We start from the raw sequence: 21,581 nt of genomic DNA, 5'->3' as shown, positions 1-21,581 counted from the left end.
CCCTCGGGTTCGTGCTGCATCCACAGCGGGTGGGGCGGGCGAGCGCAGGCTCAGCGCCGCCAGAGGTCGGTGATCGCCAGCCCGCGCTTGGCGAGCTGGGCGCGCAGCGTGGCCAGCGACAGGCCGACGACCGCCGCCGGGTCGCCCTCGACCCGCCGGACGAACGGCGCGCCCAGCCCGTCGAGGGTGAAGGCGCCGGCCACCGCCAGCGGCTCGCCGGTCGCGAGGTAGGCCTCGATCTCCCGTGGCGTGGGGCTGGCGAAGTGCACGACGGTGGAGACGACGGCGACGTCCCGGCTGACCACCTGGCCGCCCTGGACGTCGAAGAGCGCCTGGCCGGTGTGCAGCACGCCGCTCCGGCCGCTCATCCGCTGCCAGCGGTCGCGGGCGTCGGGCAGGTCGGCGGGCTTGCCCAGCGGCTGCCCGCGGAACTCGAGCAGCGAGTCCGCGCCCACGACCAGCGCGTCGGTCTGCTGCTCGGCGACCGCCTTGGCCTTGGCGGCGGCCAGCAGGGCGACCTGCTCGCCGACCCGCGCGGCCCGGACGGTGGACTCGTCGACGTGGCTCACGACGACCTCGGGCGTCAGCCCGGCCTGGCGCATCAGGGCCAGGCGGGCCGGGGACGCCGAGGCCAGCACCAGCCTGCGGTCCACGCTCATGCGTACCTCCCGGAGGCGCGCCAGCCGCCCGGTCCCGGGTGCAGCGGACGCCGGTGCGCGTCCCCGAACGACGACCAGGCACCCACCGGGGTGGGCCGGCGACGGGGGCGCCGCTGGGACAGCGCGGCGACGACGACGGTGAGGGCGGCGAGCTCCTCGGCGGTGGGCTCGCCCTGGACCACCCGCAGGAGCGGTCGGTCCGAGGAGTGGGGGCCGGAGGCCTCCGCGACGAGGGCCGGGGTGGGCTCCGCGGTGGCCGGGGACGGCACCTGGCCGCGGTGCCGTCCGGAGGACGGCGGTGTCACAGCGGGATGTTCCCGTGCTTCTTGGGCGGGAGCGTCTGCCGCTTGTTGGCCAGCAGCCGCAGCCCCTTGGTGACCTCGATGCGGGTCTTCGACGGGCGGATCACCTGGTCGACGTACCCGCGGTCGGCCGCGATGTACGGCGACAGCAGCGCGTCCTCGTACTCGGTGATCAGCTCGGCGCGGCGGGCGTCGGGGTCCTCGGCGTCGGCGAGCTCGCGCCGGTAGAGGATGTTCACCGCGCCCTGCGCACCCATGACGGCGATCTGCGAGGTCGGCCAGGCGAGGTTCAGGTCGGCGCCGAGGTGCTTGGAGCCCATGACGTCGTAGGCGCCGCCGTAGGCCTTGCGGGTGATCACGGTGATCTTCGGGACGGTGGCCTCGGCGTAGGCGTAGATCAGTTTCGCGCCGCGGCGGATGATCCCCTCCCACTCCTGGGAGGTGCCGGGCAGGAACCCGGGGACGTCGACGAAGGTCAGCACCGGGACGTTGAAGGCGTCGCAGGTGCGCACGAACCGGGCCGCCTTCTCGCTGGCGTCGATGTCCAGCGTGCCGGCGAGCTGGGTGGGCTGGTTGGCCACGACCCCGACCGGCCGTCCCTCGACCCGGCCGAAGCCGACGACGATGTTCGGCGCGAACAGCGGCTGTACCTCGAGGAACTCGCCGTCGTCGAGCACGTGCTCGATGACGGTGTGCATGTCGTAGGGGCTGTTGGCCGAGTCGGGGACGAAGGTGTCGAGCTCGCGGTCCTCGTCGGTCACGCCGTCGGGCGTGGTGTCGGCCGGGGCGACCTCGAGGGCCGGCAGCGGGTCGAGGTTGTTGCTCGGCAGGTACGACAGCAGCGCCTTGACGTAGTCCAGGGCGTCGGCCTCGTCCTCGGCGAGGTAGTGCGCGACGCCGGACTTGGTGTTGTGCGTGCGGGCGCCGCCGAGCTCCTCGAGCGTGACGTCCTCGCCGGTCACGGTCTTCACGACGTCGGGGCCGGTGATGAACATCTGGCTGGTCTGGTCGACCATGACGACGAAGTCGGTGAGCGCGGGGGAGTAGACGTGCCCGCCGGCCGCGGCGCCCATCACCAGCGAGATCTGCGGGATGACGCCGGAGGCGTGCACGTTGCGCCGGAAGATCTCGGCGTAGAGGCCGAGGGCCACCACGCCCTCCTGGATGCGTGCGCCGCCGCCCTCGTTGATGCCGATGATGGGGCAGCCGTTGCGGATGGCCAGGTCGAGGACCTTGACGATCTTCTCGCCGTAGACCTCGCCGAGGCTGCCGCCGAAGACGGTGACGTCCTGGGAGAAGACGCAGACCGGGCGGCCGTCGACGGTCCCATAGCCGGTGACGACGCCGTCCCCGAAGGGCCGCTTGGACTCCATGCCGAAGGTGGTCGAGCGGTGGCGGGCGAACTCGTCGAGCTCGGTAAACGACCCCGCGTCCAGCAGCGCCTCGATCCGCTCGCGGGCGGTCATCTTGCCCGCGGCGTGCTGCTTCTCCACGGCGCGCTGGGAGCCCGCGTGGGTGGCCTCCTGCACGCGACGCTCGAAGTCCGCCAGCTTGCCGGCGGTCGTGTGGATGTCGACGTCGCCGGGGACGGGGTCCCCGACGCTCTCCAGTTCTGCCGCGCTCACGTGCTCTCCTCGCTGCGCTCGTCGGGCGCGTGGACGCGCTCCCGTGCCCGGCTGTGAGTTCCTCGCCCACGGGTTCCGTAGCGTAGAAGAGTGCCCGACACGCCGCCGTCCGCCTCCTCCGACCCCACCCGGGCCCCGCTCGACGGCCGGTCGCTGGCCGCTGCGCTGACCGCCGGGAGCGCGCTGTGGCGCTCGCTGGAGGTGGTACCCGAGATCGGCTCGACGAACGCCGCGCTCCTCGCGGCCGCGGCCGAGGACGCCCCGGAGGGGACGGTCCTCGCGGCCGAGCACCAGGTGACCGGCCGGGGGCGGCTGGACCGGGTCTGGGCCTCCCCGCCGGGCGCGGGCATCACCGTCTCGTTCCTGCTGCGCCCCGACGTGCCGAGCGCCCGCCGGGGGTGGCTGCCGCTGCTCACCGGCGTCGCGCTGGCGGAGGCCGTGGGCGAGGTCCCCGGGGTGCACGCCTCGCTCAAGTGGCCCAACGACCTGCTCGCCGCCGGTGGCGCCAAGCTGGCCGGCATCCTCGCCGAGGCGGGCAACGGGGCGGTGGTGGTGGGCGTGGGCCTCAACGTCTCCACCCGCGCCGACGAGCTGCCCGAGACCGGCACGTCCCTGGCGCTGGCGGCCGGGCGCCCGGTCGACCGTGCGGCGGTGCTGCTGCAGTTCCTCCGCGGCTTCGAGCGCCGCTACCTCTCGTGGGTGCGGACCCTCGGCGACCCGGTGTCCAGCGGGCTGGCGCGCGACTACCTCGCCTGGTCCTCCACGGTCGGGGCCGACGTCGTCGTCACGCTGCCCGACGGCTCCACCCTCGAGGGGGTCGCCGAGTCGGTCGACTGGGACGGGCGGCTCGTCGTCCGGACGGCGGAGGGCGTCGCGGAGCTGGCCAGCGGCGACGTGCGACACGTGCGCGCACCACGGGGAGAGGCGTGATCGGAGGCTCACCCTCCGTCATCCTGGATGCGTGGCCTACCCCGACAAGCTGCTCGCCGAGGACGAAGAGGTCGTCCGGCACCTCCACCCGCACTGGCTGACCCTCGCCAGACCTGTCCTCGTCCTGCTGTCGGTGGTGGGCGGCACCTCCTTCGGCGCGGCACTGGTGCCCTCCGGTCCGGCCCAGGGCACGGTGCGCACGCTCCTCGCGGGGCTCGCGCTGGTGCTCCTCGTCGTCGCCGTCCTGCGGCCGGTGCTGCGCTGGCGCACCACGCACTACGTGGTCACCACCCGCCGCGTGCTGCTGCGCGAGGGCGTCCTCGCCCGCCGGGGCCGCGACATCGCGCTGTCGCGGATCGCCGAGGTCTCCTTCCGGCAGTCGCTGGGCCAGCGGCTGGTCCGCTCCGGCACGCTCACCATCGAGTCCGAGGGTGACGGCGGGACCACCGTGCTCGAGCGGATCCCCGACAGCGACGGCGTCCAGCAGCTGCTCGTCGCGCTGGTGGAGGAGGACGCCGACCGGCGCGCCCGGGAGGACGGCGACCGTCACGGCGTGCCGTGGCAGTGGGTGTGACGACCGGGACGGGTGTGACGAGAGCGGACCCGACTTGGCAGCATCTGTCGAGGCGCCTGCTGAGAGTCTGGAGCGCCATGACTCAACGTCACTGATCAACCCCGCTAGCGTCATCGACAGGGCCAGAGGACCGGTCCTTCACGTTGACTGGGGGCATCAGTGTCGGCATCACTCCGTCAGGCCGCGGGCCGTGACCGGGGCACTCCGCCCCGGGGTGAGATCAAGGCGCTCACGGGCTTGCGTGCGGTCGCGGCCACGTGGGTGGTCCTCTACCACGTCACCTGGCTGTCGGCGGCCTACGTGGACCAAGTCTCCTTCCTGCGTCCGGTGCTCGAGGCGGGCTGGACGGGCGTGGAGCTGTTCTTCGTCCTCAGCGGGTTCGTGATCGCGCGCAGCTACCTGCAGACGATGGGTTCGCGCTGGCGCACCGGCGCGGCGTTGCGCTTCGTCTACAACCGCCTCGCCCGGGTCTGGCCCGCCTATGCGACCGTCACGGTCATCGCCTTCCTGTGGCTGCTCGTCATCGGGGAGCTCGGGTGGGACGTGGACGTCGTGGCGCCGCACCCGGACGCCACCGTGCTGCAGCTCGGCAGCCAGCTCACGATGACCCAGATGTGGGGCGCGGAGACCCTCACCGGCCAGAGCTTCAACCCGCCCGGGTGGTCGATCAGCGCCGAGTGGCTCGCCTACCTCGCCTTCCCGTTCCTGGCCCTGCTGCTCTGGCCGCTGCGCCGGCTGGCCCCCGTCGTCCTCCTGGCCCTGAGCTGCCTCGCCATGTCGCCCCTGTTCTTCAACGCCTACGTCAACGGGCTCCCCGACGTGGCCACGAGCTGGGTCATGCGCATCACCTGCTGCTTCGCCGCCGGGATCCTCGCCTGCCTGGCCATCCGCGACGTCGTCCCGAGCCGGCGCTCCGAGCAGTTCGGCCTGGTCCTGTCGGTGACCTCGATCACCGGCGTCGTCCTCATCACCTTCTGGGCGCAGTGGCGGGAGAGCCTGACCCCCGGCGACTTCGCCGGTGTCGCCACGATCCTCTACCCCCTGCTCATCGTCGGGCTGACGCTGAGCGACCGGGGCCCGGCGCGTGTGCTGGCCACCGGCCCGCTGCTGTACGGGGGGCGGGTGTCCTACTGCCTCTACCTCGTCCACTTCGTCGTCATGGACGTCGTGGTGACCTCGTTCTGGCAGGACGAGTCCCGCCGCGGGACGGTCACCCCGGCCATCGCCCTCGCCGTGCCGCTGGTGGTCCTCGGCTCCCTGGCCCTCGCCGCCGCCCTGCACCACGGCGTCGAGGAGCCCGGTCGGCGCCGGGCGCTGTCCCTGCTCGAGCGCGCCGCGGCCCGGCGGGGGCGGAGTGCCTCGCGGAGCAGCCTGCCCCGCCACGCGGAGACGCCCCTGCCCCGGCCGCGTCCGACCGTCGAGGCGTCGACCTCCCGGCTGACCCTGGACCGTCTCGGCCCGGTGCGGCGTCCGCTGCCGGGGGAGCACCCGGCCGCCCCCCTCGCCCGCCGGGTGGCCGCCGGCGAGGCGCCGACGCCCGCGCCGGTCGGGGCCCCGTCGGCCCAGTGACCCACGGGGTGTGACCGGACCGACCCGGCGTGGCTGGGCAGTTCTGTCGGTACCCCGACCTACCTTCTGCGCCCATGCGGCTGCTGCACACCTCCGACTGGCACATCGGCCGCTCCCTGCACGGCGCCGACCTGCTGCGTGAGCAGGAGTCGGTGCTCTCCGGGCTGGCCGACGTCGTCGTCGCCGAGTCGGTCGACGTCGTGGTCGTCGCCGGTGACGTCTACGACCGCGCGGTGCCCTCCGCCGACGCGTCAGGGGTCCTCGACCGGGTGGTCGGCCGGCTGCTGCGGGCCGGGGCGGCCGTCGTCCTGACGCCGGGCAACCACGACTCCGCGCGTCGCCTGGGCACCTTCTCCGGCCTGCTGTCGGCGGCCGGCCTGCACGTGCGCGCCGCGACCGCCGGGCTCGACGAGCCGGTCCTGCTGCGCGACGAGCACGGCGAGGTCGCCGTCTACGGGCTGCCCTACCTCGAGCCGGAGCTCGCCCGGCACGAGCTGGGGGTGCCGGGCGCCCGCTCGCACGAGGCGGTGCTGGCCGAGGCGATGGAGCGGGTGCGTCGCGACCTGTTCCTGCGTCCCGGCGTGCGGTCGGTGGTGCTGGCCCACGCCTTCGTCGGCGGCGGGGTGCCCAGCGAGAGCGAGCGGGACATCTGCGTCGGTGGCGTGGACCTGGTGCCGGCCGCGGTCTTCGACGGGGTCGACTACGTGGCGCTGGGCCACCTGCACCGGCCGCAGACGATCACCCCGCGGCTGCGCTACAGCGGCTCGCCCCTCGCGTACTCCTTCGGTGAGGCCCGGCAGGAGAAGCAGGTCTGGCTGGTCGACCTGGACGCCACCGGGCTGGCCGGCGTGCGCCCGCTGCCGCTGCCCACCCCGCGTCCGCTGACCGTGCTCACCGGCACGCTGGACGACCTGCTCGCCGACCCGGCGCATACGGGCGTCGAGGAGCACTTCGTCTCGGCGCGGCTGACCGACGACGTGCGCCCGCCGGACCCGATGCGGCAGCTGCAGACCCGCTTCCCGCACTGCGTGCACCTGGAGTGGACCGGCGGCACCGGCGGGGGAGACGGGCGCAGCTACCAGGAGCGGCTGCGCGGCCGCAGCGACCTCGAGGTGGCCGGCGAGTTCGTCACCCACGTCCGCAACGGGATCGCGATGAGCGACGCCGAGCGCGAGCTGCTGGTCCGGGCGCTGGGCGCCGCGGGCCGCGAGGAGCTGACCCGGTGAGGCTGCACTCCCTGTCGATCACCGCGTTCGGGCCGTTCGCCGGGACCGAGACCGTCGACGTCGACGCCGTCGCCCGCGACGGGCTGTTCCTGCTGTGGGGTCCCACCGGCGCCGGCAAGACGACGCTGCTCGACGCCGTCGTCTACGCGCTGTACGGCACCGTCCCGGGGGCGCGCGGCGAGGAGAAGCGGCTGCGCAGCGACCACGCCGACGCCGCCACCCGCACCGAGGTCTCCTGCGAGCTGACCCTCGCCGGGGAACGGCTGCTGGTCGCCCGCCGGCCGGAGCAGACCCGGCCGAAGAAGCGCGGCACCGGCGAGACGACCGAGCAGGCCAGGCTCACCTTGCAGCGGTGGGACGGCGCCGCGTGGGAGCCGGTGAGCACCCGCATCGACGAGGGCTCGGAGTACCTGCAGGTGCGGCTGGGCCTGTCCGCCGAGCAGTTCTGCCAGGTCGTGCTGCTGCCGCAGGGGGACTTCGCCCGCTTCCTGCGCGCCGAGCCGGAGGACCGCGCCAGGCTGCTGCGCACCCTCTTCGACGTGGGCCGCTTCGCGCGGGCGGAGGACTGGCTGGCCGGCGAACGCCGTGCCGCCGAGGAGATGCTGCGCACCGATCGGGAGCGGCTGGGACGGCTGCTCGACCGGGTCGCCCACGCCGCCGACGTCGCGGTGCCCGAGGAGCTGGCGCCCGAGCTGGTCGGCGCCCGACCCGGCGCGTCGGTGAACGCCTGGGTCGCCGCCGTGCGCACCCGGGCCGCCGGGGACCTCGCCTCCGCCACCGCGGCGGCCGACGCGGCCGCCACCGGGAGCGCCCGCCTGGACGGCGAGCTGGCCGAGGCGCGCGGGCTGGCCGACCGGCACGCCCGGCGCGACCGCGCCCGCCAGGAGCTGGCCGAGCTCACCGCAGAGGAGGAGCAGCTGGCCCCGCTGCGGGCTCGCGCGGGTGCCGGACGCCGGGCAGAGGCGCTGCGCGACGTCCTGGAGTCCGCCGGTCGCACCGCGCTGGCCGCCGAGGCCGCCGCCACCGCCCTGGAGGCTGCGCGCGCCGCCTGGGCCGAGGTCGCCGACGGCCGCGACGCCGACGCGCTGCAGGCCCGTGCACTGCGCGACGAGGCCGCCGCGGCCCGCGCGCTGGCGCCCGAGGCGGACCGCGCGGCCGGGCTGGCCCGCGAGCTCGCCCGGCTGGGCCGCGACGTCGAGTCGCTCACCGCGCGCTGCGAGGAGGGCGCGCGGGCGGTGGCGGGCTGGCCCGACCGCGTCGCCGAGGCGCAGCGCCGGCTCGACGCCGCCTCGGCCGCCGCCGCGCGGCTGCCGGGCCTCACCGCGGCCGCCGACGCCGCTCGCTCCGCGCTGGACGCTGCCACCCGTGCCGAGCAGGTCACCGCCCACCTGGCCGCCGCCCGGGAGACCGCGGCGGCCGCCCGCACCGCGTGGGTCGACGCCCGCGAGGCCCTCGTCGAGGTGCGCGCGGCACGCCTCGACGGCATGGCCGCCGAGCTCGCGGCGGGCCTCGCGCCCGGCGCCGACTGCCCCGTCTGCGGCGCCACCGAGCACCCGCGGCCGGCCGAGCACACCGGCCCGCGCGTCGCCGCCGACGACGAGGAGCGGGCGAGGGCGGTCGTCGACGCCGCCGAGGAGCGCACCACCTCGACCCGCCGCGTCGTCGAGGAGCGCGAGCGGGAGCTCGCCGTCCTCCGTGAGCGGGCCGGGGAGTCGTCGCAGGCCGAGCTGGCCGCGCGGGCCGGGCAGGCCCGGACCGAGCGCGACGAGGTCGCCGCGCTCGCCGGACGGATCGAGGCCGCCCGCCGGGAGCTGGCCGCCCGGGAGGCCGGACGGGACGCCGCGGCGGCCGCACTGGCCGCCGACCGGGAGGAGCTGCAGCGGCGCACCGCCGAGCGGGACGGCCGGGCGCAGGCGCTCACCGAGCTCACCGCGCGGCTCGACGCAGCCCGCGGGGAGGACGCCGACCTGCCGACCCGGGTCCGGCGGCTGACCCTTGCCGCGGAACGCTGCGAGACCGTGCTGTCCGCCGGGGCCGAGGACCTGCGCGCCCGGGCCGCCGCCGACACCGCACGGCTGACCGCCGCAGGCCGCGCCACCGCCGCCGGTTTCGCCGACCTCGTCGACGCCGCGGACGCGCTGCTGGACGCGGGGGAGCTGGCCCGCCTCGAGCAGCGCTTGCGGCAGCACGACGAAGCCCGGTCGGTCGCCGCCGCCACCCTGGCCGACCCGGAGCTCACCGACCTCCCCGCGCGGCCCGACGTCCCGGCCCTGCAGCGCCGCTGCGCAGAGCTGACCGCCCGCCGGGAAGAGGCGGTCGCCGCCCTCGAGCAGGCCCGGCGCTGCTCGACCGCGCTGGACGCGCTGGCCGGCGAGGTGGTCTCCGCGGAGGTGGAACTCGCCGAGCGCCGCGCCTGGGCCGGGCGGGTCGCGGGTCTGGCCGACCTGGTCAACGGCCGCGGCGCCAACACGCTGCGGATGCGCCTGCAGTCGTTCGTGCTGGCCGCCCGGCTCGAGCAGGTCGCCGAGGTCGCCAGCCGGCGCCTGCAGGAGATGTCGGGCGGCCGCTACACGTTCCTGCACAGCGACGCGCAGGCCCGGCACGGGGCCCGCGGCGGCCTGGGCCTGGACGTCTTCGACGAGTACACCGGGACCCGGCGTCCGACCAAGACGCTCTCCGGCGGGGAGAGCTTCATGGCGTCGCTGGCGCTCGCCCTCGGGCTGGCCGACGTCGTCACCGCCGAGGCCGGCGGCATCCAGATGGACACGCTGTTCGTCGACGAGGGGTTCGGCACACTCGACGCGCTGGCCCTCGACGCGGTGATGAACGTGCTCGACGAGCTGCGCCGGGGTGGCCGGACGGTCGGCGTCATCAGCCACCTGGAGGAGCTGCGCACCCGCATCCCCACCCGGCTGGAGGTCGTCGCGGGCCGGCACGGGTCCCGCCTGGCCGGTTGAGCGAGCAGCACGGGCGCGGAGCAGCCGCCCCACCTGTCCCGTCCTCCTCGGCTGCCGCTTGCGTGTCGATCCGGCGACCTACAGTGAGTCGATGTCCTCCTCGCCGGTGCCTGAGGCCGACTCGTCCCGCCTGAGCGCTGACCGGTCCACCCTCACCGTGGACCTCGGGCGACCAGGCGCCTTCCCCGACGTCGTCGACGTGGTGATCCAGGGTTTCCGGACGGTGTCCCTCCGGGCGGACGCTGCGGCGCGGGTGGACGAGCGGTCCTCCACCTGGGAGTGGCCGGACGCGCTCGCCCGGGTGCTCTCCGGGCGTGCGGAGCTGACCGTCCGGGACGCCGCGACCAAACGCGTGCTCGCCAGCGGCAGCGCCGCCTTCGGGGACTCGACCGACCCGCTGGACCTCACCGACGCCCAAGGACGCTGGCTGTCGGTCAACAAGTGGGGACGGCTGGCCCCCAGCTTCGACGGGTTGACGCCGTCGGGTGCACAGGCACTCCAGGACCGGTTGCTCGCTCGCCTGGACCGGGTGCGCGCTGATCTCGAGGACCTGGGACTCAGCCCCTTCGTGTGTTACGGCACACTGCTCGGTGCCAGGCGGGACGGCGACCTGATCCCGCACGACGACGACGCCGACCTGGCCTACCTCTCGGCGCACGAGAACCCGGCCGACGTCGTCCGGGAGAACCTGGAGCTGGAACGGGCCCTGCGGGCGCGGGGCCACGAGATCACCCGGCACAGCGGCGGGCACCTGCAACTGGTGTTCGGCGGTGACGACGCGGGGTTCGACCACTACATCGACATCTTCACGGCCTTCGTCACCGGCGAGCGGACCTATCTGTGCTTCCAGGTCGGAGCGGACCACCTGGATCTCCGCGGGCGCTCGGAGGTCACCATCCGCGGGCGTCCCTACCCGGCCCCGGCCGACGTGGAGGCGCTCCTGGCGGCCACCTACGGCCCGGGCTGGAGGACGCCGGATCCGTCCTTCACCTTCACCACGCCGTACCCCGTGCGGTCTCGGCTGAGTACTTGGATCGGAGAGTTCGGCATGCAGCGTGACTACTGGGAGGACTTCTACGGGAGCGCGGACGTCGACCGCGTGCCGCCGGCGGAGTCCGGTTTCGCCTCGTGGGTCACGCAGCGGCTGCCCGAGACGGCGGGGATCGTGGACGTGGGGACCGGTACGGCGCGTGACGCGCGGTTCTTCGCGAGGAGCGGTCGACGGGTCCTGGCGGTGGACTACTCCTCGGCGGCGATCGACCGCGGGCGTGACCTGGCGCGACGCGAGGGCTGGGCCGCCGACTTCGAGGTCGTCAACCTGGCCGACCTGCACCAGGTCGCCGAACTGGCCGCTGGTCTGGACCCGCACGTCGACTGGCACCTGTACGCGCGGTTCCTCATCCACGCCATCGACGACCAGGCCCGGAGCAATCTCTGGACGCTGGCCGGTGCCGTCGCCCGCCGCGGAGGTGAGTGCTGGTTCGAGTTCCGGACGTCGCGCGATGAGCGTGAACAGCACGTCTTCGGCGAGCACTTCCGCCGCTACCTCGACCCGGAACACGTCGCGCTCGAGGCCAAGGAGCGCGAGCTCAAGGTCCTTGAGCTCGTGGAGGGGCGGGGCCTGGCCCCTTACGGCGACGAGGACCCCTGGGTGGCGCGGATGCGCATCGGGGCCGTCTGATGCAGTACCGCAGGGTGGCCGGGGCGGCGTTGCGCCGCGCCATGCCCCGGACGTTCGAGGCGCTGCAACTCGTGCGGACCCTCTCCGCCGAGGTGGCGCAGGTACGCGTCGAGCTCGAGGAGCTGCGCAGCCGGACCGACCAGCTGACCGCCCTGGTGGGCGAGGGCAGTGCGTCGCTGCGCGCGGACCTCGAGGACGCCCGCCGCCGTGGAGGGCTCGCCGACGACGCCATCGCTCGGCTGTTCGGCCGCCTGGACCACCTCGACGCCGGGGTGGCGGAGCTCGACGCGGGACTGGCGGAGTCCCGGCGCCTGTCCCTGCGCGTCGCTCAGATGACCGACCTGGTGTTCGACCGGCTCGTGGCGACCCCCGCGACCACGACCCCCGCGACCACGACCCCCGCGACCACGACCCCCGCGACCACGACCCCCGCGACCACGACCCCCGCGACCACGACCCCCGCGACCACGGAGGAGTGACCGGTCAGGGTCCTGCCACCTCGCGCGGCCGAAGGGGGGCCGTGGCTGCTGTCCCCGCGGACGGGAACACCCAGCGGCGGTAGGACAGGAAGCGGATCACCGTGCCCAGCGCGATGGAGCCGACGTTGGCCACCTGCAGCACCAGCGCGCTCTCCTGTCCGAGCGGGTGGCGGACGAGCCACACCACGGCCAGCCCCTGCAGCAAGGTGATCCCGTTGATGACGGCGAACAGCAGGTACTCGCGGCGCACCCCGGTGCGGGCACGGTGCGAGAACGACCAGTGCCGGTGCCCGAGGTAGGCCACCGTCATGGAGACCAGGGTCGCGATCAGCTTGGCCCCCACGGCACCCACGTCGGTCTGGGTGTAGAGCAGCTGGAACAGCGCGAGGTCGATCACGAAGCAGACGCCGCCGACGACGCCGAACGCGCCGACCTCCTTGAGCAGGAGGCGCCACGTGGTGCCGACCCGCTGACTCATGGCATCGAGGAGCGACACGTCCGCCGACTGTACGGGGCTCCCCGCCCGACCGCCGGGCCCGAGGCCGGGCGGCGTCCACCTCTACGCTGGGCACCCGTGGCCACCCCCGTCGACCCGCGCACCGCACTGCCCGTCGTCGCGATGGTCGGTGGCGGCCAGCTCGCCCGGATGACCCACCAGGCGGCGATCGCGCTCGGCCAGTCGCTGCGGGTGCTCTCCACCGGCCCGGACGAGTCGGCCGCGCTGGTGGCCGCCGACGTGCGGCTCGGCGACCACCGCGACCTCGACGCCCTGCTCGCCGCCGCCGACGGGGCCACCGTGGTCACCTTCGACCACGAGCACGTCCCCACCGAGCACCTGCGGGCCCTCGAGGCGGCCGGGCACCGGGTCGCACCCGGACCCGACGCGCTGGTGCACGCGCAGGACAAGCTGGTGCTGCGCCGGGCGCTGGCCGCAGCCGGCGAGCCGCAGCCGGTCTGGGCCGAGGTCGCCTCCGTCGACGAGGTCGCCGCGTTCGGTGACCGGCACGGCTGGCCGGTGGTCGTCAAGACGCCGCGGGGCGGCTACGACGGGCGCGGGGTGTTCGTGGTCGAGGGTGCGGACGACGTCGCCGAGCTCTTCACCCGGTACGACGTGCTGCTGGCCGAGCAGCGGGTCCCCATGGTCCGGGAGCTCTCCGCGCTGGTCGCCCGCTCGCCCTTCGGCCAGGTCGCCGTCTGGCCGGTGGTGGAGACCGTGCAGCGCGACGGCATCAACACCGAGGTGCTCGCGCCGGCGCCCGGGCTGGACGAGGACACCGCCACCGCCGCGCAGGAGCTCGCGGTGCGGGTGGCCGACCGGGTCGGCGTCGTCGGGGTCATGGCCGTCGAGCTGTTTCAGACGGCGGACGGCGTCCTGGTCAACGAGCTCGCGATGCGGCCGCACAACTCCGGGCACTGGACCATCGAGGGCTCGCGGACGAGCCAGTTCGAGCAGCACCTGCGCGCCGTCCTCGACTACCCGCTGGGAGCCACCGCGATGGCCGCGCCGGTCGTGGTGATGGCCAACGTGCTCGGCGGACGCGCCACCGAGGAGGGCTGGACCGGCCCGTCCCTCGACGAACGGGTCCACCACCTCATGGCGCACTGGCCCGACGTCAAGCTGCACTGGTACGGCAAGGGGCAGCGCCCCGGGCGCAAGCTCGGCCACGTGACGGCGCTGGGGACCGACCTCGACGAGGTCCGCGCCCGGGCCACCGCGGCCGCCCGCTACCTGGCCGACAGCGAGGTCGACCCGGCGTTCGCCTTCCCGACCGGGCACTGAGACCGACCCGAGCACCGAGGAGGAGCGCCGTGGACCCGCTCGTCGGCATCGTCATGGGCAGCGACTCCGACTGGCCGGTGATGGAGCCCGCCGCAGCCGCGCTGGCCGAGTTCGGCGTCCCGTACGAGGCCCACGTGGTCTCCGCGCACCGCACGCCGCGCCGGATGCTCGAGTACGCCGAGACCGCCGCCGGCCGGGGGCTGCGGGTCGTCATCGCCGGTGCCGGGGGAGCGGCCCACCTGCCCGGGATGGTCGCCGCGGCCACGCCGCTGCCGGTGATCGGCGTCCCCCGGCCGCTGGACCGCCTCGACGGGCTGGACAGCCTGCTGTCGATCGTGCAGATGCCCGCCGGGGTGCCGGTCGCGACGGTCTCCATCGGCGGCGGCCGCAACGCCGGACTGCTGGCCGTGCGCATCCTCGCCGCCGCCGACCCGGACCTGCGGGCAGCCGTCGAGCGGTTCCAGGCGGACCTGGCGGAGTCCGTGCTCGCCCGGGACGCCACGCTGCAGGAGCGGCTTGCTTCCTCCTGATACGAGGGCGTCCTACGATCTACCCGTGGGTAACAACGCTGCGGGGCTGTACGCCCTGACCGAGGAGCACGAGGCTGTCCGCGAGGCGGTCCGCGACATCGCGGAGCGGGAGATCGCCCCCTACGCCGCCGAGGTCGACGCCGACTCCCGCTTCCCGGTCGAGGCGCAGAAGGCGCTCACCGCGGCCGGCTTCCACGCCACCCACATCCCCGAGGCCTACGGCGGCGAGGGCGCCGACGCGATCGCGACCTGCATCGTCATCGAGGAGGTCGCCCGGGTCGACGCCAGCGCCTCGCTGATCCCCGCGGTCAACAAGCTCGGCTCGATGCCGGTCATCCTGGCGGCGTCCGAGGACCTCAAGCAGCGGGTGCTGCGGCCCATCGCCGCCGGCGACGCGATGATCAGCTATGGCCTCTCCGAGCGGGGGGCCGGCTCCGACGCCGCCGCGATGCGGACCCGCGCCCGCCTCGACGGCGACAGCTGGGTGCTCAACGGCACCAAGGCCTGGATCACCAACTCCGGCGTCTCCGAGTGGTACACGGTCATGGCGGTGACCGACCCGGACAAGGGCCCCAACGGCATCTCCGCCTTCGCCGTCCACCGGGACGACCCCGGCTTCGCGGTGGGCCCCAAGGAGCGCAAGATGGGCATCAAGGGCTCGCCCACCTGCGAGCTCTACCTCACCGACTGCACCATCCCGGCCGACCGGGTCATCGGCGAGCCCGGCACCGGCTTCAAGACCGCCCTGCGGACGCTGGACTTCACCCGGCCGACCATCGGCGCGCAGGCCGTCGGCATCGCGCAGGGCGCGCTCGACGCCTCGGTCGCCTACGTCAAGGAGCGGAAGCAGTTCGGCAAGGCCGTCGCGGAGTTCCAGGGCGTGCAGTTCATGCTCGCCGACATGGAGATGCGGATCGAGGCGGCCCGCCACCTGGTCTACGTCGCCGCGGCCGCCGGCGAGCAGGGCCGCCCCGACGTGACCCGGGTCTCGGCCTCGGCCAAGGCGTTCGCCTCCGACGTCGCCATGCAGGTCACCACCGACGCCGTCCAGCTCTTCGGCGGCGCGGGGTACACGCAGGACTTCCCGGTCGAGCGGATGATGCGCGACGCGAAGATCACCCAGATCTACGAGGGCACCAACCAGATCCAGCGCATGGTGATCGCACGGAGTCTCCTGAAGTAGGACGTCGACCGACGTTCCCGCAGGTCACGGCCATGACAGGTCCCTTCCTGGACGCCGGTGCCATCCCCGAGCCCGACGACCCGGACAACCGGATGGCGATCGGTCGCCGTCCGATGCTCCGGACCGGCAGACCACCGTCGCCGGTGTCGCGAGAGGTGGGAGGCCCGCCGCCCTGCTGCGTCGGGCCTCCCCCGGGGGTCCACTCGCCGGCGATGATCTCGTCGGTCCACTCGCCCGCGGGACGGTTGCGCAGGTCCCAGTAGGTGTCGGCGATGGTGTCGGGGTCGAGCGCGGTGCCTGGGGCGATGGCGCCGGAGATCCGAGTGCTGACCGCGTGCACGCCGTCGGCCCGGTCTGCTGCTCGGCCGGCAGCCGGTCATCGAGGTGCCGGTCAATGCCGGCGCCGCGCCGGACCGGCGCTCCGGGCGACCACGGAGTCGCGGGCTGTCGTCGGGTGGTGGCTGTCGTGGGATGGCCGAATCCGGAACGGCGTCTACCGTAGAGCGGCCGCCTCCGACGAGCACGAGCGGCGCGATGGAGGGGAACGCGTTGGGCCTCGAGACCACGGGGGGCGCCGAACGCCACGTCAGGCCGGTCGGCACCGCGCCAGACGGGTGCGCGCGGTCAGGCTTCCGACACGATGCGCTGTTCTACGACTCGGCCGAGGAGCTGGCTGCCGTGGCCGCGCCGTTCCTGCTCAAGGGGCTGGCCGCCGGCGACGGCGCAGTCATCGCAGCCGGCCCGCAGGCCACCGAGGCGCTGCGCGAAGCGGTCGGGAACGATCCCCTCGTCCTCGTGCTGGAGCAGCAGGCCTTGTACCGCTCGCGGACGCCGACGGCGATCACCACCTTCCGGGGGTTGAGCGAGCAGGCGAGTCCCGGCCAGCGGGTCCGCGTGGTCGGGGAGGTCGACTTCGGCGTCACCGTCGCCGACCGCGTGGAGTGGCAGCGGTACGAGTCGGTGATCAACCACGCGTTCGCGGCCTCGCCGCTGTGGGGGCTGTGCGTGTTCGACGTCCGCCGCCTGTCCGACGCGGTGCTCGCCGGCGCCCGCGGCAGCCACCCCCACCTGGTCACCGCCGCCGGCCGCGCGGCCAACCCCGACTTCGTCGACCCGGCGACCTACCTGGCCGGCCTGCCGGTGCCCGATGAGCCGTTGGAGCGCACCCCGCCGGCGCTGGCCGCCGAGGACATCACCGACTTCATCGCCCTGCGCCGCACCGTCCGCCGGCTGCTGTCGGCTGTCGATGGCCCCGCCGACCTCATCGAGGACTTCCTGCTCGCCGTCGACGAGATGACGTCCAACGGCACCCGGCACGGCCGACGGCCGGTCGGCCTGCGGCTGTGGACCCCACCCGGGAAGCTGGTCTGCACCATCCGCGACGCCGGACCCGGCCCGGCCGACCCGTTCGCCGGATACGGGCCGGCACACGGTGAGGACCTCTCCGCCGGCGGCATGGGCCTGTGGCTGGCCCGCCAGCTGTGCGACCACGTTGCGTTGCGCCGCGATGCACACGGCTCCAGCGTCCGCCTCACCACCGGCTGGACCTGAGCATCCCGCCGATCCACCGTGCGGAACGCCCGATCAGTCGATCGGGAAGCCCGGCGGCACCCGGTTGGGGCCGGCCTCGGCCGGACGCGGCCGGTCCTGCGGATGCAGCCGCACCGCGACCAGGGCGACGTCGTCGTCAGGTGCGTCGGGCAGCATCCGGGCCAGCAGCTCGTCGCACAGCTCGTCCAGCTCACGGCCGGCGAGGTCGGCCAGCACGGCCTGCAGCCGGGCGACTCCGGCGTCGAGGTCGGAGGTGCGGCGTTCGATGAGCCCGTCGGTGTACAGCACAACGACGGTGTCCCAGCCCAGTGTCACCTGGGCTTCGCGGCGGCGTGCCGTGGGCTCGACTCCCAGCAGCAGGTCGGCGCGTTCGGCGGCGAGGACGGTGACGGTGCCATCGGGAGTGACCGCCATCGGCGGCGGATGCCCGGCGTTCGACCAGCGCATCCGGGTCAGCCCGGCGGCCTTCTCCTCCTCGGTCTGTTCCAGACGCGCCACCACGGTGGTCGCCAGGATGGGCGACTGCAGGGTCTGCATCACCTGCTCCACCTGGCGCAGCACCGACGCGGGCCCGTCGTGGTCCAACGCTCCGACGGTGCGCACGATGCTGCGGAGCTGACCCATCGCCGCGGCGGCTTCCACGTCGTGGCCGGCGACGTCACCGATGACCAGCAGGGCTGCTCCGCCGGGCTGCATGAACGCGTCGTACCAGTCCCCGCCCACCTGCGCGGCCTGCCCGGCGGGCACGTACCGGACGGCGATCTGCAGGTGGTCGGGTTCCGCCGGCGGGGTGAGCAGGGAGCGCTGGAACCCCTCGGCCAGGCCCCGCTGCTGCCGGAACAGGCGGGCGTTGTCCAGCACCACCCCCGCGCGAGCGGCGATGTGCCGTGCGGCGACCAGGTCCTCGGCGCTAAACACACCGCGGTTGCCGTCGGTGACCAGGCTGAGCAGCCCGACCGGACCGTCGCGGCCGGGCAGCGGGAGCACGGCGATCGACTCCGGCGCCAACTGCCGCACCAGGTCGCGCAGCGGACCCGGCTGCATCATCGCCTCACCCTGCGCCGTGGCGTCCTGGGTCAACAGCTGCGGCTGTCCCGTACGCATCGCCCGGACGAACAGGGCGTCATCACGCAGGGCGCCCAGCCGGCGCTGTGCGTAGGCGTCCACCACGGGGCGCAGTTGCGGGTCGTGGTGCCAGGAGGTGACGTTCCGCAGCGCGCGGCGGTCGCCGCCGGCCACCTCGTCGTCGATGAGCGTGACGATGCACCAGTCGGCGATGCCGGGCACGACCAGCCGGGACAGCCGGCGGGCGGCCTCGTCGGCGTCCAGCGTCGCCGACAGCTCCTCGGTGATCCGCGACAGCAGCCGCTCCCGCTCCACGGCTCGCTCGGCCTGCTGGGCGGCCAGCGCGCGGGCGGTGATGTCCACGAAGTGCAGCGCCACTCCCGTCGTGAGGGGGACCGCGCGCACCTCGACCCACACGTCCAGCGGCTCGGGGTAGTAGGCGTCGAAGGACACCGGCTGCCCGGTGTCAGCGGCACGCCGGTAGCGCTCCTCGAACACGGTGCCCACCGTCGCCGGGAACGCCTCCCACAGCGAGCGACCGAGCAGCTCCGCGCGCGGGGAGCGGGCGATCCGCTCGGCCTCGCGGTTGACGTGCGTCATCACCCAGTCGGCGTCCATCGCGATGAACCCGACCGCCATCTCGTCGACGATCTGCGCCGCCCGCTCCTGCGGCTCCCGCTGTGCGGTGACGTCGTGCACCACACCGACCAGACGCCTGGCCGCGCCGCCCGTTCCGCCGACCACCTCACCACGGGCGGCGATCCAGCGGTGCGCGCCGTCGCCGAGCACGATGCGGTACTCCGCGGCGTAGGTCCCGCCGGTGCTGATGGCGTGCTCGACCCGGGCGACGACGTCGGTGACGTCGTTGGGGTGGACATGCGCATAGACGTCCTCGGGGCGGCCGGCGAAGGCGGCCCGGTCCATGCCCGACAACTCCAGCAGCCGGTCGTCGACGGTCAGCGCCCCGGTGGCCAGGTCCATGTCGAAGGTGCCCACCTGCCCGGCGCTCAGCGTCAGCGCCCGCCGGGACCGGTCGACCTCCTGCTCGGCCAGCAGAGTCCGCGCCTGCGCGACGGCCTCCTCCGCCTGCGCGACGGCCTCTCCCGCCTGCCTCTGGGCGTGACGCAGGTGCAGTTCCGAGCTGCACGCCTCGGCCAGGTCGCTCAGCGCGGCCAGGTCGTCGGCGGCCCAGGTACGCGGTCGGCTGTCGATCGCGCACAGCGAGCCGACGACCGTCCCGTCGACGTCGGTGATCGGCACGCCGGCGTAGGCGATGACGTGCAGGTCGGGAATGGCCAGGTTGTCGGCGACCAGCGGCTCGGTGCGGGCATCGGTGATGACCAGCGGTGCGGCCGAGCGGACCACGTGCTGACAGAAGGAGTGACTCAGAGGCGTACAGCGCGTGGTCTGCCACGGCTCGGGGAGCCCCACCGCACCGGGGAACACCTGCTCGTCGGCCGACACCAGCGTGACCAGCGCGACCGGAACGTCCAGCTGCCGGCGCACCAGCCGGGCGAACCGCTCGAACGCCGGATCCGGGCGCGGGGGCAGCGCGGTGCTCGACGGCAGCGCGGTGCTCGACGGCAGCGAGCCGGACACACATCCCCCCGGTTCCAGGACCTCTCGGGCCGCCGCCGTGGCTTCGACGAGCACGTCGAGGATACCGGGCTGATCATCGCGCCCCGGCGGTCCGACAGTGCCTGACTGGCACTGCTCGGGGCGCCACCATGCGCTGCCGCGGCTCCTCACCCACGTCACATCGTGGGCAGCCCGATCACAGCCGGCGCCCACATCGGTCTCCACTCGGCCTCTACGTCGCCGGCTTCGCCGGCAGACCGGCATCTCGCGATACGAGTAGGTTCCAGTCATGGCCGACCCCGCCGATCCCACCCTGCAGCTCGGTGAGGTGATGAGCCGGGTGGCCCGGCAGCTGCAGGACGAGCACGGCGACATCGAGGCCACCCTCCAGGCCATCGCCACCAGCGCGGTCCGGGTCGTCCCGCACGCCGAGGAGTGCAGCATCAGCTACGTGATCGGCCGGTCGAAGATCGAGCCGCGCGCCGCCACGAGCGACCTGCCCCGCGAGCTCGACGCCCTGCAGAGTCGCATCGGGCAGGGACCGTGCCTGGACGCGGTCTGGGAGGCCGAGGTGGTGCGGGTCGACGACGTCGCCGCTGAGGACCGCTGGCCGGAGTTCGCGCGGCAGGCGTCGGAGCAGGGCGCCGGCAGCATGCTGTGCTTCCGGCTGTTCGTCACCGGCGACCGGCTCGGCGCGATGAACCTCTACACCCACGAACCGCGGGCCTTCGACGACGAGAGCCAGGAGATCGGCCAGATGCTGGCCGCGCACGCCGCCGTCGCGCTCGCCAGCGCCGAACACGAGACCCACCTTCGGGCCGGAATGGACAACCGTGACCTCATCGGGCAGGCGAAGGGCATCCTCATGGCGCAGCATCGCCTCACCGCCGACCAGGCGTTCGGCGTGCTCTCCCGGGTGTCGCAGGAGCTGAACCGGAAGCTGGTCGATGTGGCGCGGGAGCTCGCCGAGACCGGTGCGGTGCCCGGCAGCGACCGCCGTCGCGACTGAACCGTACGGCGTGCCGCCACGGACACTGACCTCGACGTCCAGGGCCGACATCACGTCTGGGGCCACGGCGGGCGGCTACCGGCCGGCCGTGTCGGCGTCCGGATCGCGACAGCCCACATCAGGTCGTCGAGGGTCGCGTTCGCCTTCGGCGCCAGCCGGTGGAGGAGCAGCTGCTTGCGCAGCTCCGTCGCGCGCAGCTCGGCCGCTTCCCGGCTGCCGCACCGCTGGATCTTGCGGCTCCCCAGCCCGGGGGCGCCGCCGGTCCAGTACGCGATGCGGCCGTCGTCGTACACGCGCACCGGGTCGTCGTCCCGACGGCGCGTCAGCTTCCGCTCCCTGGACACGCCCCGGCCCCCTCCGCTTCGGGCCGGTCGGGCCGGCGGGACGGGCCGACGGCCCGGACGCCCCGCCGTCGGCTACCCAGCGCCGGATGACGTCGGGGCTCCAGCGCGGCCTGGTGCCGACCATCCGGGCCGGCGGGAACGTCTCGTCCTCGTTCCGGACGTCGCGGACGTGCCGCTCGCTGACGTCGAGGTGGTGCGCGATCTGCTTCGGCCCCCAGGACTGGTCGTCGGGGGGCCACGTGGTGTCGTCGGCCATGACCTGAGCCGTCCGGACGGGGCTCCCGTTGGTCAGTCGCCCGCCGGAATGCGGCGCGGAACGGCTCCGACCGGCACGTCGTACGTGACACGTGTGTGACGGCTCGACGAGAACGCCCAGGCCAGCGGGGGAGTGGAGGGCTGAGGTCCTGGACCACCCAGATCTACGAGGGCACCAACCAGGTGCAGCGCATGGTGATCGCCCGCAGCCTCCTCCGGTAGCGCACCACCTAAGCGGCCTGCGACCCGGCCCGGTCGCGAGTGGCCCGGGACACGGTACGAGG

The 21,581-nt window shown here is 74.3% G+C and carries 19 protein-coding genes; 13 read left to right on the top strand and 6 right to left on the bottom strand.

Annotated features, from left to right (window positions below; translation table 11 throughout):
* Window positions 1-50: 50 nt before the first annotated feature.
* Genes BMW27_RS17755 through BMW27_RS17745 form a run of 3 tightly spaced genes read right to left on the bottom strand, consistent with a single transcriptional unit; the run spans window position 51 to window position 2,586 of the window.
* On the bottom strand, window positions 51-659 hold the full coding sequence (locus BMW27_RS17755) for a Maf family protein (protein WP_091446475.1): 609 nt from the start codon (window positions 657-659) through the stop codon (window positions 51-53).
* Window positions 656-964: an acyl-CoA carboxylase subunit epsilon gene (locus tag BMW27_RS17750; protein ID WP_245743690.1), complete on the bottom strand. Its 309-nt coding sequence runs from the start codon at window positions 962-964 to the stop codon at window positions 656-658. Before BMW27_RS17750 ends, BMW27_RS17755 begins: the two co-directional genes overlap by 4 nt.
* Window positions 961-2,586: an acyl-CoA carboxylase subunit beta gene (locus tag BMW27_RS17745; protein ID WP_091446472.1), complete on the bottom strand. Its 1,626-nt coding sequence runs from the start codon at window positions 2,584-2,586 to the stop codon at window positions 961-963. Before BMW27_RS17745 ends, BMW27_RS17750 begins: the two co-directional genes overlap by 4 nt.
* 90 nt (window positions 2,587-2,676) lie before the next feature.
* Between BMW27_RS17745 and BMW27_RS17740 the strand changes: the two genes are divergently transcribed.
* The 7 genes from BMW27_RS17740 to BMW27_RS23510 all read left to right on the top strand — a co-directional run bounded on the left by BMW27_RS17740 (window position 2,677) and on the right by BMW27_RS23510 (window position 12,002).
* Complete coding sequence (locus BMW27_RS17740) at window positions 2,677-3,516, top strand: biotin--[acetyl-CoA-carboxylase] ligase (RefSeq protein ID WP_091446471.1); 840 nt, start codon at window positions 2,677-2,679, stop codon at window positions 3,514-3,516.
* 31 nt (window positions 3,517-3,547) lie between these two features.
* Entirely contained in the window at window positions 3,548-4,090 is a 543-nt protein-coding gene (locus tag BMW27_RS17735; RefSeq protein ID WP_091446469.1) for a PH domain-containing protein, read from the top strand.
* A gap of 159 nt (window positions 4,091-4,249) precedes the next feature.
* Window positions 4,250-5,659, top strand: coding sequence for an acyltransferase family protein (locus tag BMW27_RS17730; protein ID WP_281244774.1), 1,410 nt, complete (start codon window positions 4,250-4,252; stop codon window positions 5,657-5,659).
* A gap of 74 nt (window positions 5,660-5,733) precedes the next feature.
* Window positions 5,734-6,885, top strand: a complete 1,152-nt coding sequence (locus BMW27_RS17725) for an exonuclease SbcCD subunit D (protein WP_091446465.1) — start codon at window positions 5,734-5,736, stop codon at window positions 6,883-6,885.
* Window positions 6,882-9,842, top strand: a complete 2,961-nt coding sequence (locus BMW27_RS17720; RefSeq protein ID WP_091446464.1) for an AAA family ATPase — start codon at window positions 6,882-6,884, stop codon at window positions 9,840-9,842. Before BMW27_RS17725 ends, BMW27_RS17720 begins: the two co-directional genes overlap by 4 nt.
* A 91-nt stretch (window positions 9,843-9,933) precedes the next feature.
* On the top strand, window positions 9,934-11,523 hold the full coding sequence (locus BMW27_RS17715) for a class I SAM-dependent methyltransferase (protein WP_091446462.1): 1,590 nt from the start codon (window positions 9,934-9,936) through the stop codon (window positions 11,521-11,523).
* On the top strand, window positions 11,523-12,002 hold the full coding sequence (locus tag BMW27_RS23510) for a DUF6752 domain-containing protein (RefSeq protein WP_091446460.1): 480 nt from the start codon (window positions 11,523-11,525) through the stop codon (window positions 12,000-12,002). Before BMW27_RS17715 ends, BMW27_RS23510 begins: the two co-directional genes overlap by 1 nt.
* Before the next feature lie 4 nt (window positions 12,003-12,006).
* On the opposite strand, the gene BMW27_RS17705 is transcribed toward BMW27_RS23510, so the two are convergent.
* Window positions 12,007-12,498, bottom strand: a complete 492-nt coding sequence (locus BMW27_RS17705; RefSeq protein ID WP_245743689.1) for a GtrA family protein — start codon at window positions 12,496-12,498, stop codon at window positions 12,007-12,009.
* A 78-nt stretch (window positions 12,499-12,576) separates the two neighbouring features.
* Here BMW27_RS17705 and BMW27_RS17700 point away from each other — a divergent pair, with 78 nt between their 5' ends.
* From BMW27_RS17700 to BMW27_RS17685, 4 genes are all read left to right on the top strand, one after another.
* Window positions 12,577-13,782: a 5-(carboxyamino)imidazole ribonucleotide synthase gene (locus BMW27_RS17700; RefSeq protein WP_091446455.1), complete on the top strand. Its 1,206-nt coding sequence runs from the start codon at window positions 12,577-12,579 to the stop codon at window positions 13,780-13,782.
* A gap of 29 nt (window positions 13,783-13,811) precedes the next feature.
* Entirely contained in the window at window positions 13,812-14,312 is a 501-nt protein-coding gene (gene purE, locus BMW27_RS17695) for a 5-(carboxyamino)imidazole ribonucleotide mutase (protein ID WP_245743688.1), read from the top strand.
* A 25-nt stretch (window positions 14,313-14,337) separates the two neighbouring features.
* Complete coding sequence (locus BMW27_RS17690; RefSeq protein WP_091446453.1) at window positions 14,338-15,495, top strand: acyl-CoA dehydrogenase family protein; 1,158 nt, start codon at window positions 14,338-14,340, stop codon at window positions 15,493-15,495.
* 534 nt (window positions 15,496-16,029) lie between these two features.
* Window positions 16,030-17,046 carry a sensor histidine kinase gene (locus BMW27_RS17685; RefSeq protein WP_091446450.1) on the top strand — a complete coding sequence of 339 codons (1,017 nt, stop codon included), beginning with the start codon at window positions 16,030-16,032 and terminating at the stop codon, window positions 17,044-17,046.
* A gap of 33 nt (window positions 17,047-17,079) precedes the next feature.
* On the opposite strand, the gene BMW27_RS17680 is transcribed toward BMW27_RS17685, so the two are convergent.
* Complete coding sequence (locus BMW27_RS17680; protein WP_091446448.1) at window positions 17,080-19,710, bottom strand: SpoIIE family protein phosphatase; 2,631 nt, start codon at window positions 19,708-19,710, stop codon at window positions 17,080-17,082.
* 268 nt (window positions 19,711-19,978) lie between these two features.
* Between BMW27_RS17680 and BMW27_RS17675 the strand changes: the two genes are divergently transcribed.
* Window positions 19,979-20,698 (top strand): GAF and ANTAR domain-containing protein, encoded by a 720-nt coding sequence (locus tag BMW27_RS17675; protein ID WP_091446446.1) that lies wholly within the window; start codon window positions 19,979-19,981, stop codon window positions 20,696-20,698.
* 50 nt (window positions 20,699-20,748) lie between these two features.
* Here BMW27_RS17675 and BMW27_RS17670 read toward each other — a convergent pair whose 3' ends face one another.
* Window positions 20,749-21,042: a hypothetical protein gene (locus BMW27_RS17670; RefSeq protein WP_091446444.1), complete on the bottom strand. Its 294-nt coding sequence runs from the start codon at window positions 21,040-21,042 to the stop codon at window positions 20,749-20,751.
* 86 nt (window positions 21,043-21,128) lie between these two features.
* Between BMW27_RS17670 and BMW27_RS23505 the strand changes: the two genes are divergently transcribed.
* Window positions 21,129-21,305 carry a hypothetical protein gene (locus tag BMW27_RS23505; RefSeq protein ID WP_175486555.1) on the top strand — a complete coding sequence of 59 codons (177 nt, stop codon included), beginning with the start codon at window positions 21,129-21,131 and terminating at the stop codon, window positions 21,303-21,305.
* Window positions 21,306-21,581: the final 276 nt, after the last annotated feature.

This window comes from Geodermatophilus poikilotrophus, assembly GCF_900111455.1.
GTDB lineage: Bacteria > Actinomycetota > Actinomycetes > Mycobacteriales > Geodermatophilaceae > Geodermatophilus > Geodermatophilus poikilotrophus.
This window is presented reverse-complemented; position numbering and strand designations above follow the sequence as displayed.

What these genes read in the sequence shown, in the direction of transcription:
- BMW27_RS17755 (WP_091446475.1), bottom strand. Translation starts at nt 659, where the DNA reads ATGAGCGTGGACCGCAGGCTGGTGCTGGCCTCGGCGTCCCCGGCCCGC.
- BMW27_RS17725 (WP_091446465.1), top strand. Translation starts at nt 5,734, where the DNA reads ATGCGGCTGCTGCACACCTCCGACTGGCACATCGGCCGCTCCCTGCAC.
- BMW27_RS17715 (WP_091446462.1), top strand. Translation starts at nt 9,934, where the DNA reads ATGTCCTCCTCGCCGGTGCCTGAGGCCGACTCGTCCCGCCTGAGCGCT.
- BMW27_RS23510 (WP_091446460.1), top strand. Translation starts at nt 11,523, where the DNA reads ATGCAGTACCGCAGGGTGGCCGGGGCGGCGTTGCGCCGCGCCATGCCC.
- BMW27_RS17685 (WP_091446450.1), top strand. Translation starts at nt 16,030, where the DNA reads ATGGAGGGGAACGCGTTGGGCCTCGAGACCACGGGGGGCGCCGAACGC.
- BMW27_RS17675 (WP_091446446.1), top strand. Translation starts at nt 19,979, where the DNA reads ATGGCCGACCCCGCCGATCCCACCCTGCAGCTCGGTGAGGTGATGAGC.
- BMW27_RS23505 (WP_175486555.1), top strand. Translation starts at nt 21,129, where the DNA reads ATGACGTCGGGGCTCCAGCGCGGCCTGGTGCCGACCATCCGGGCCGGC.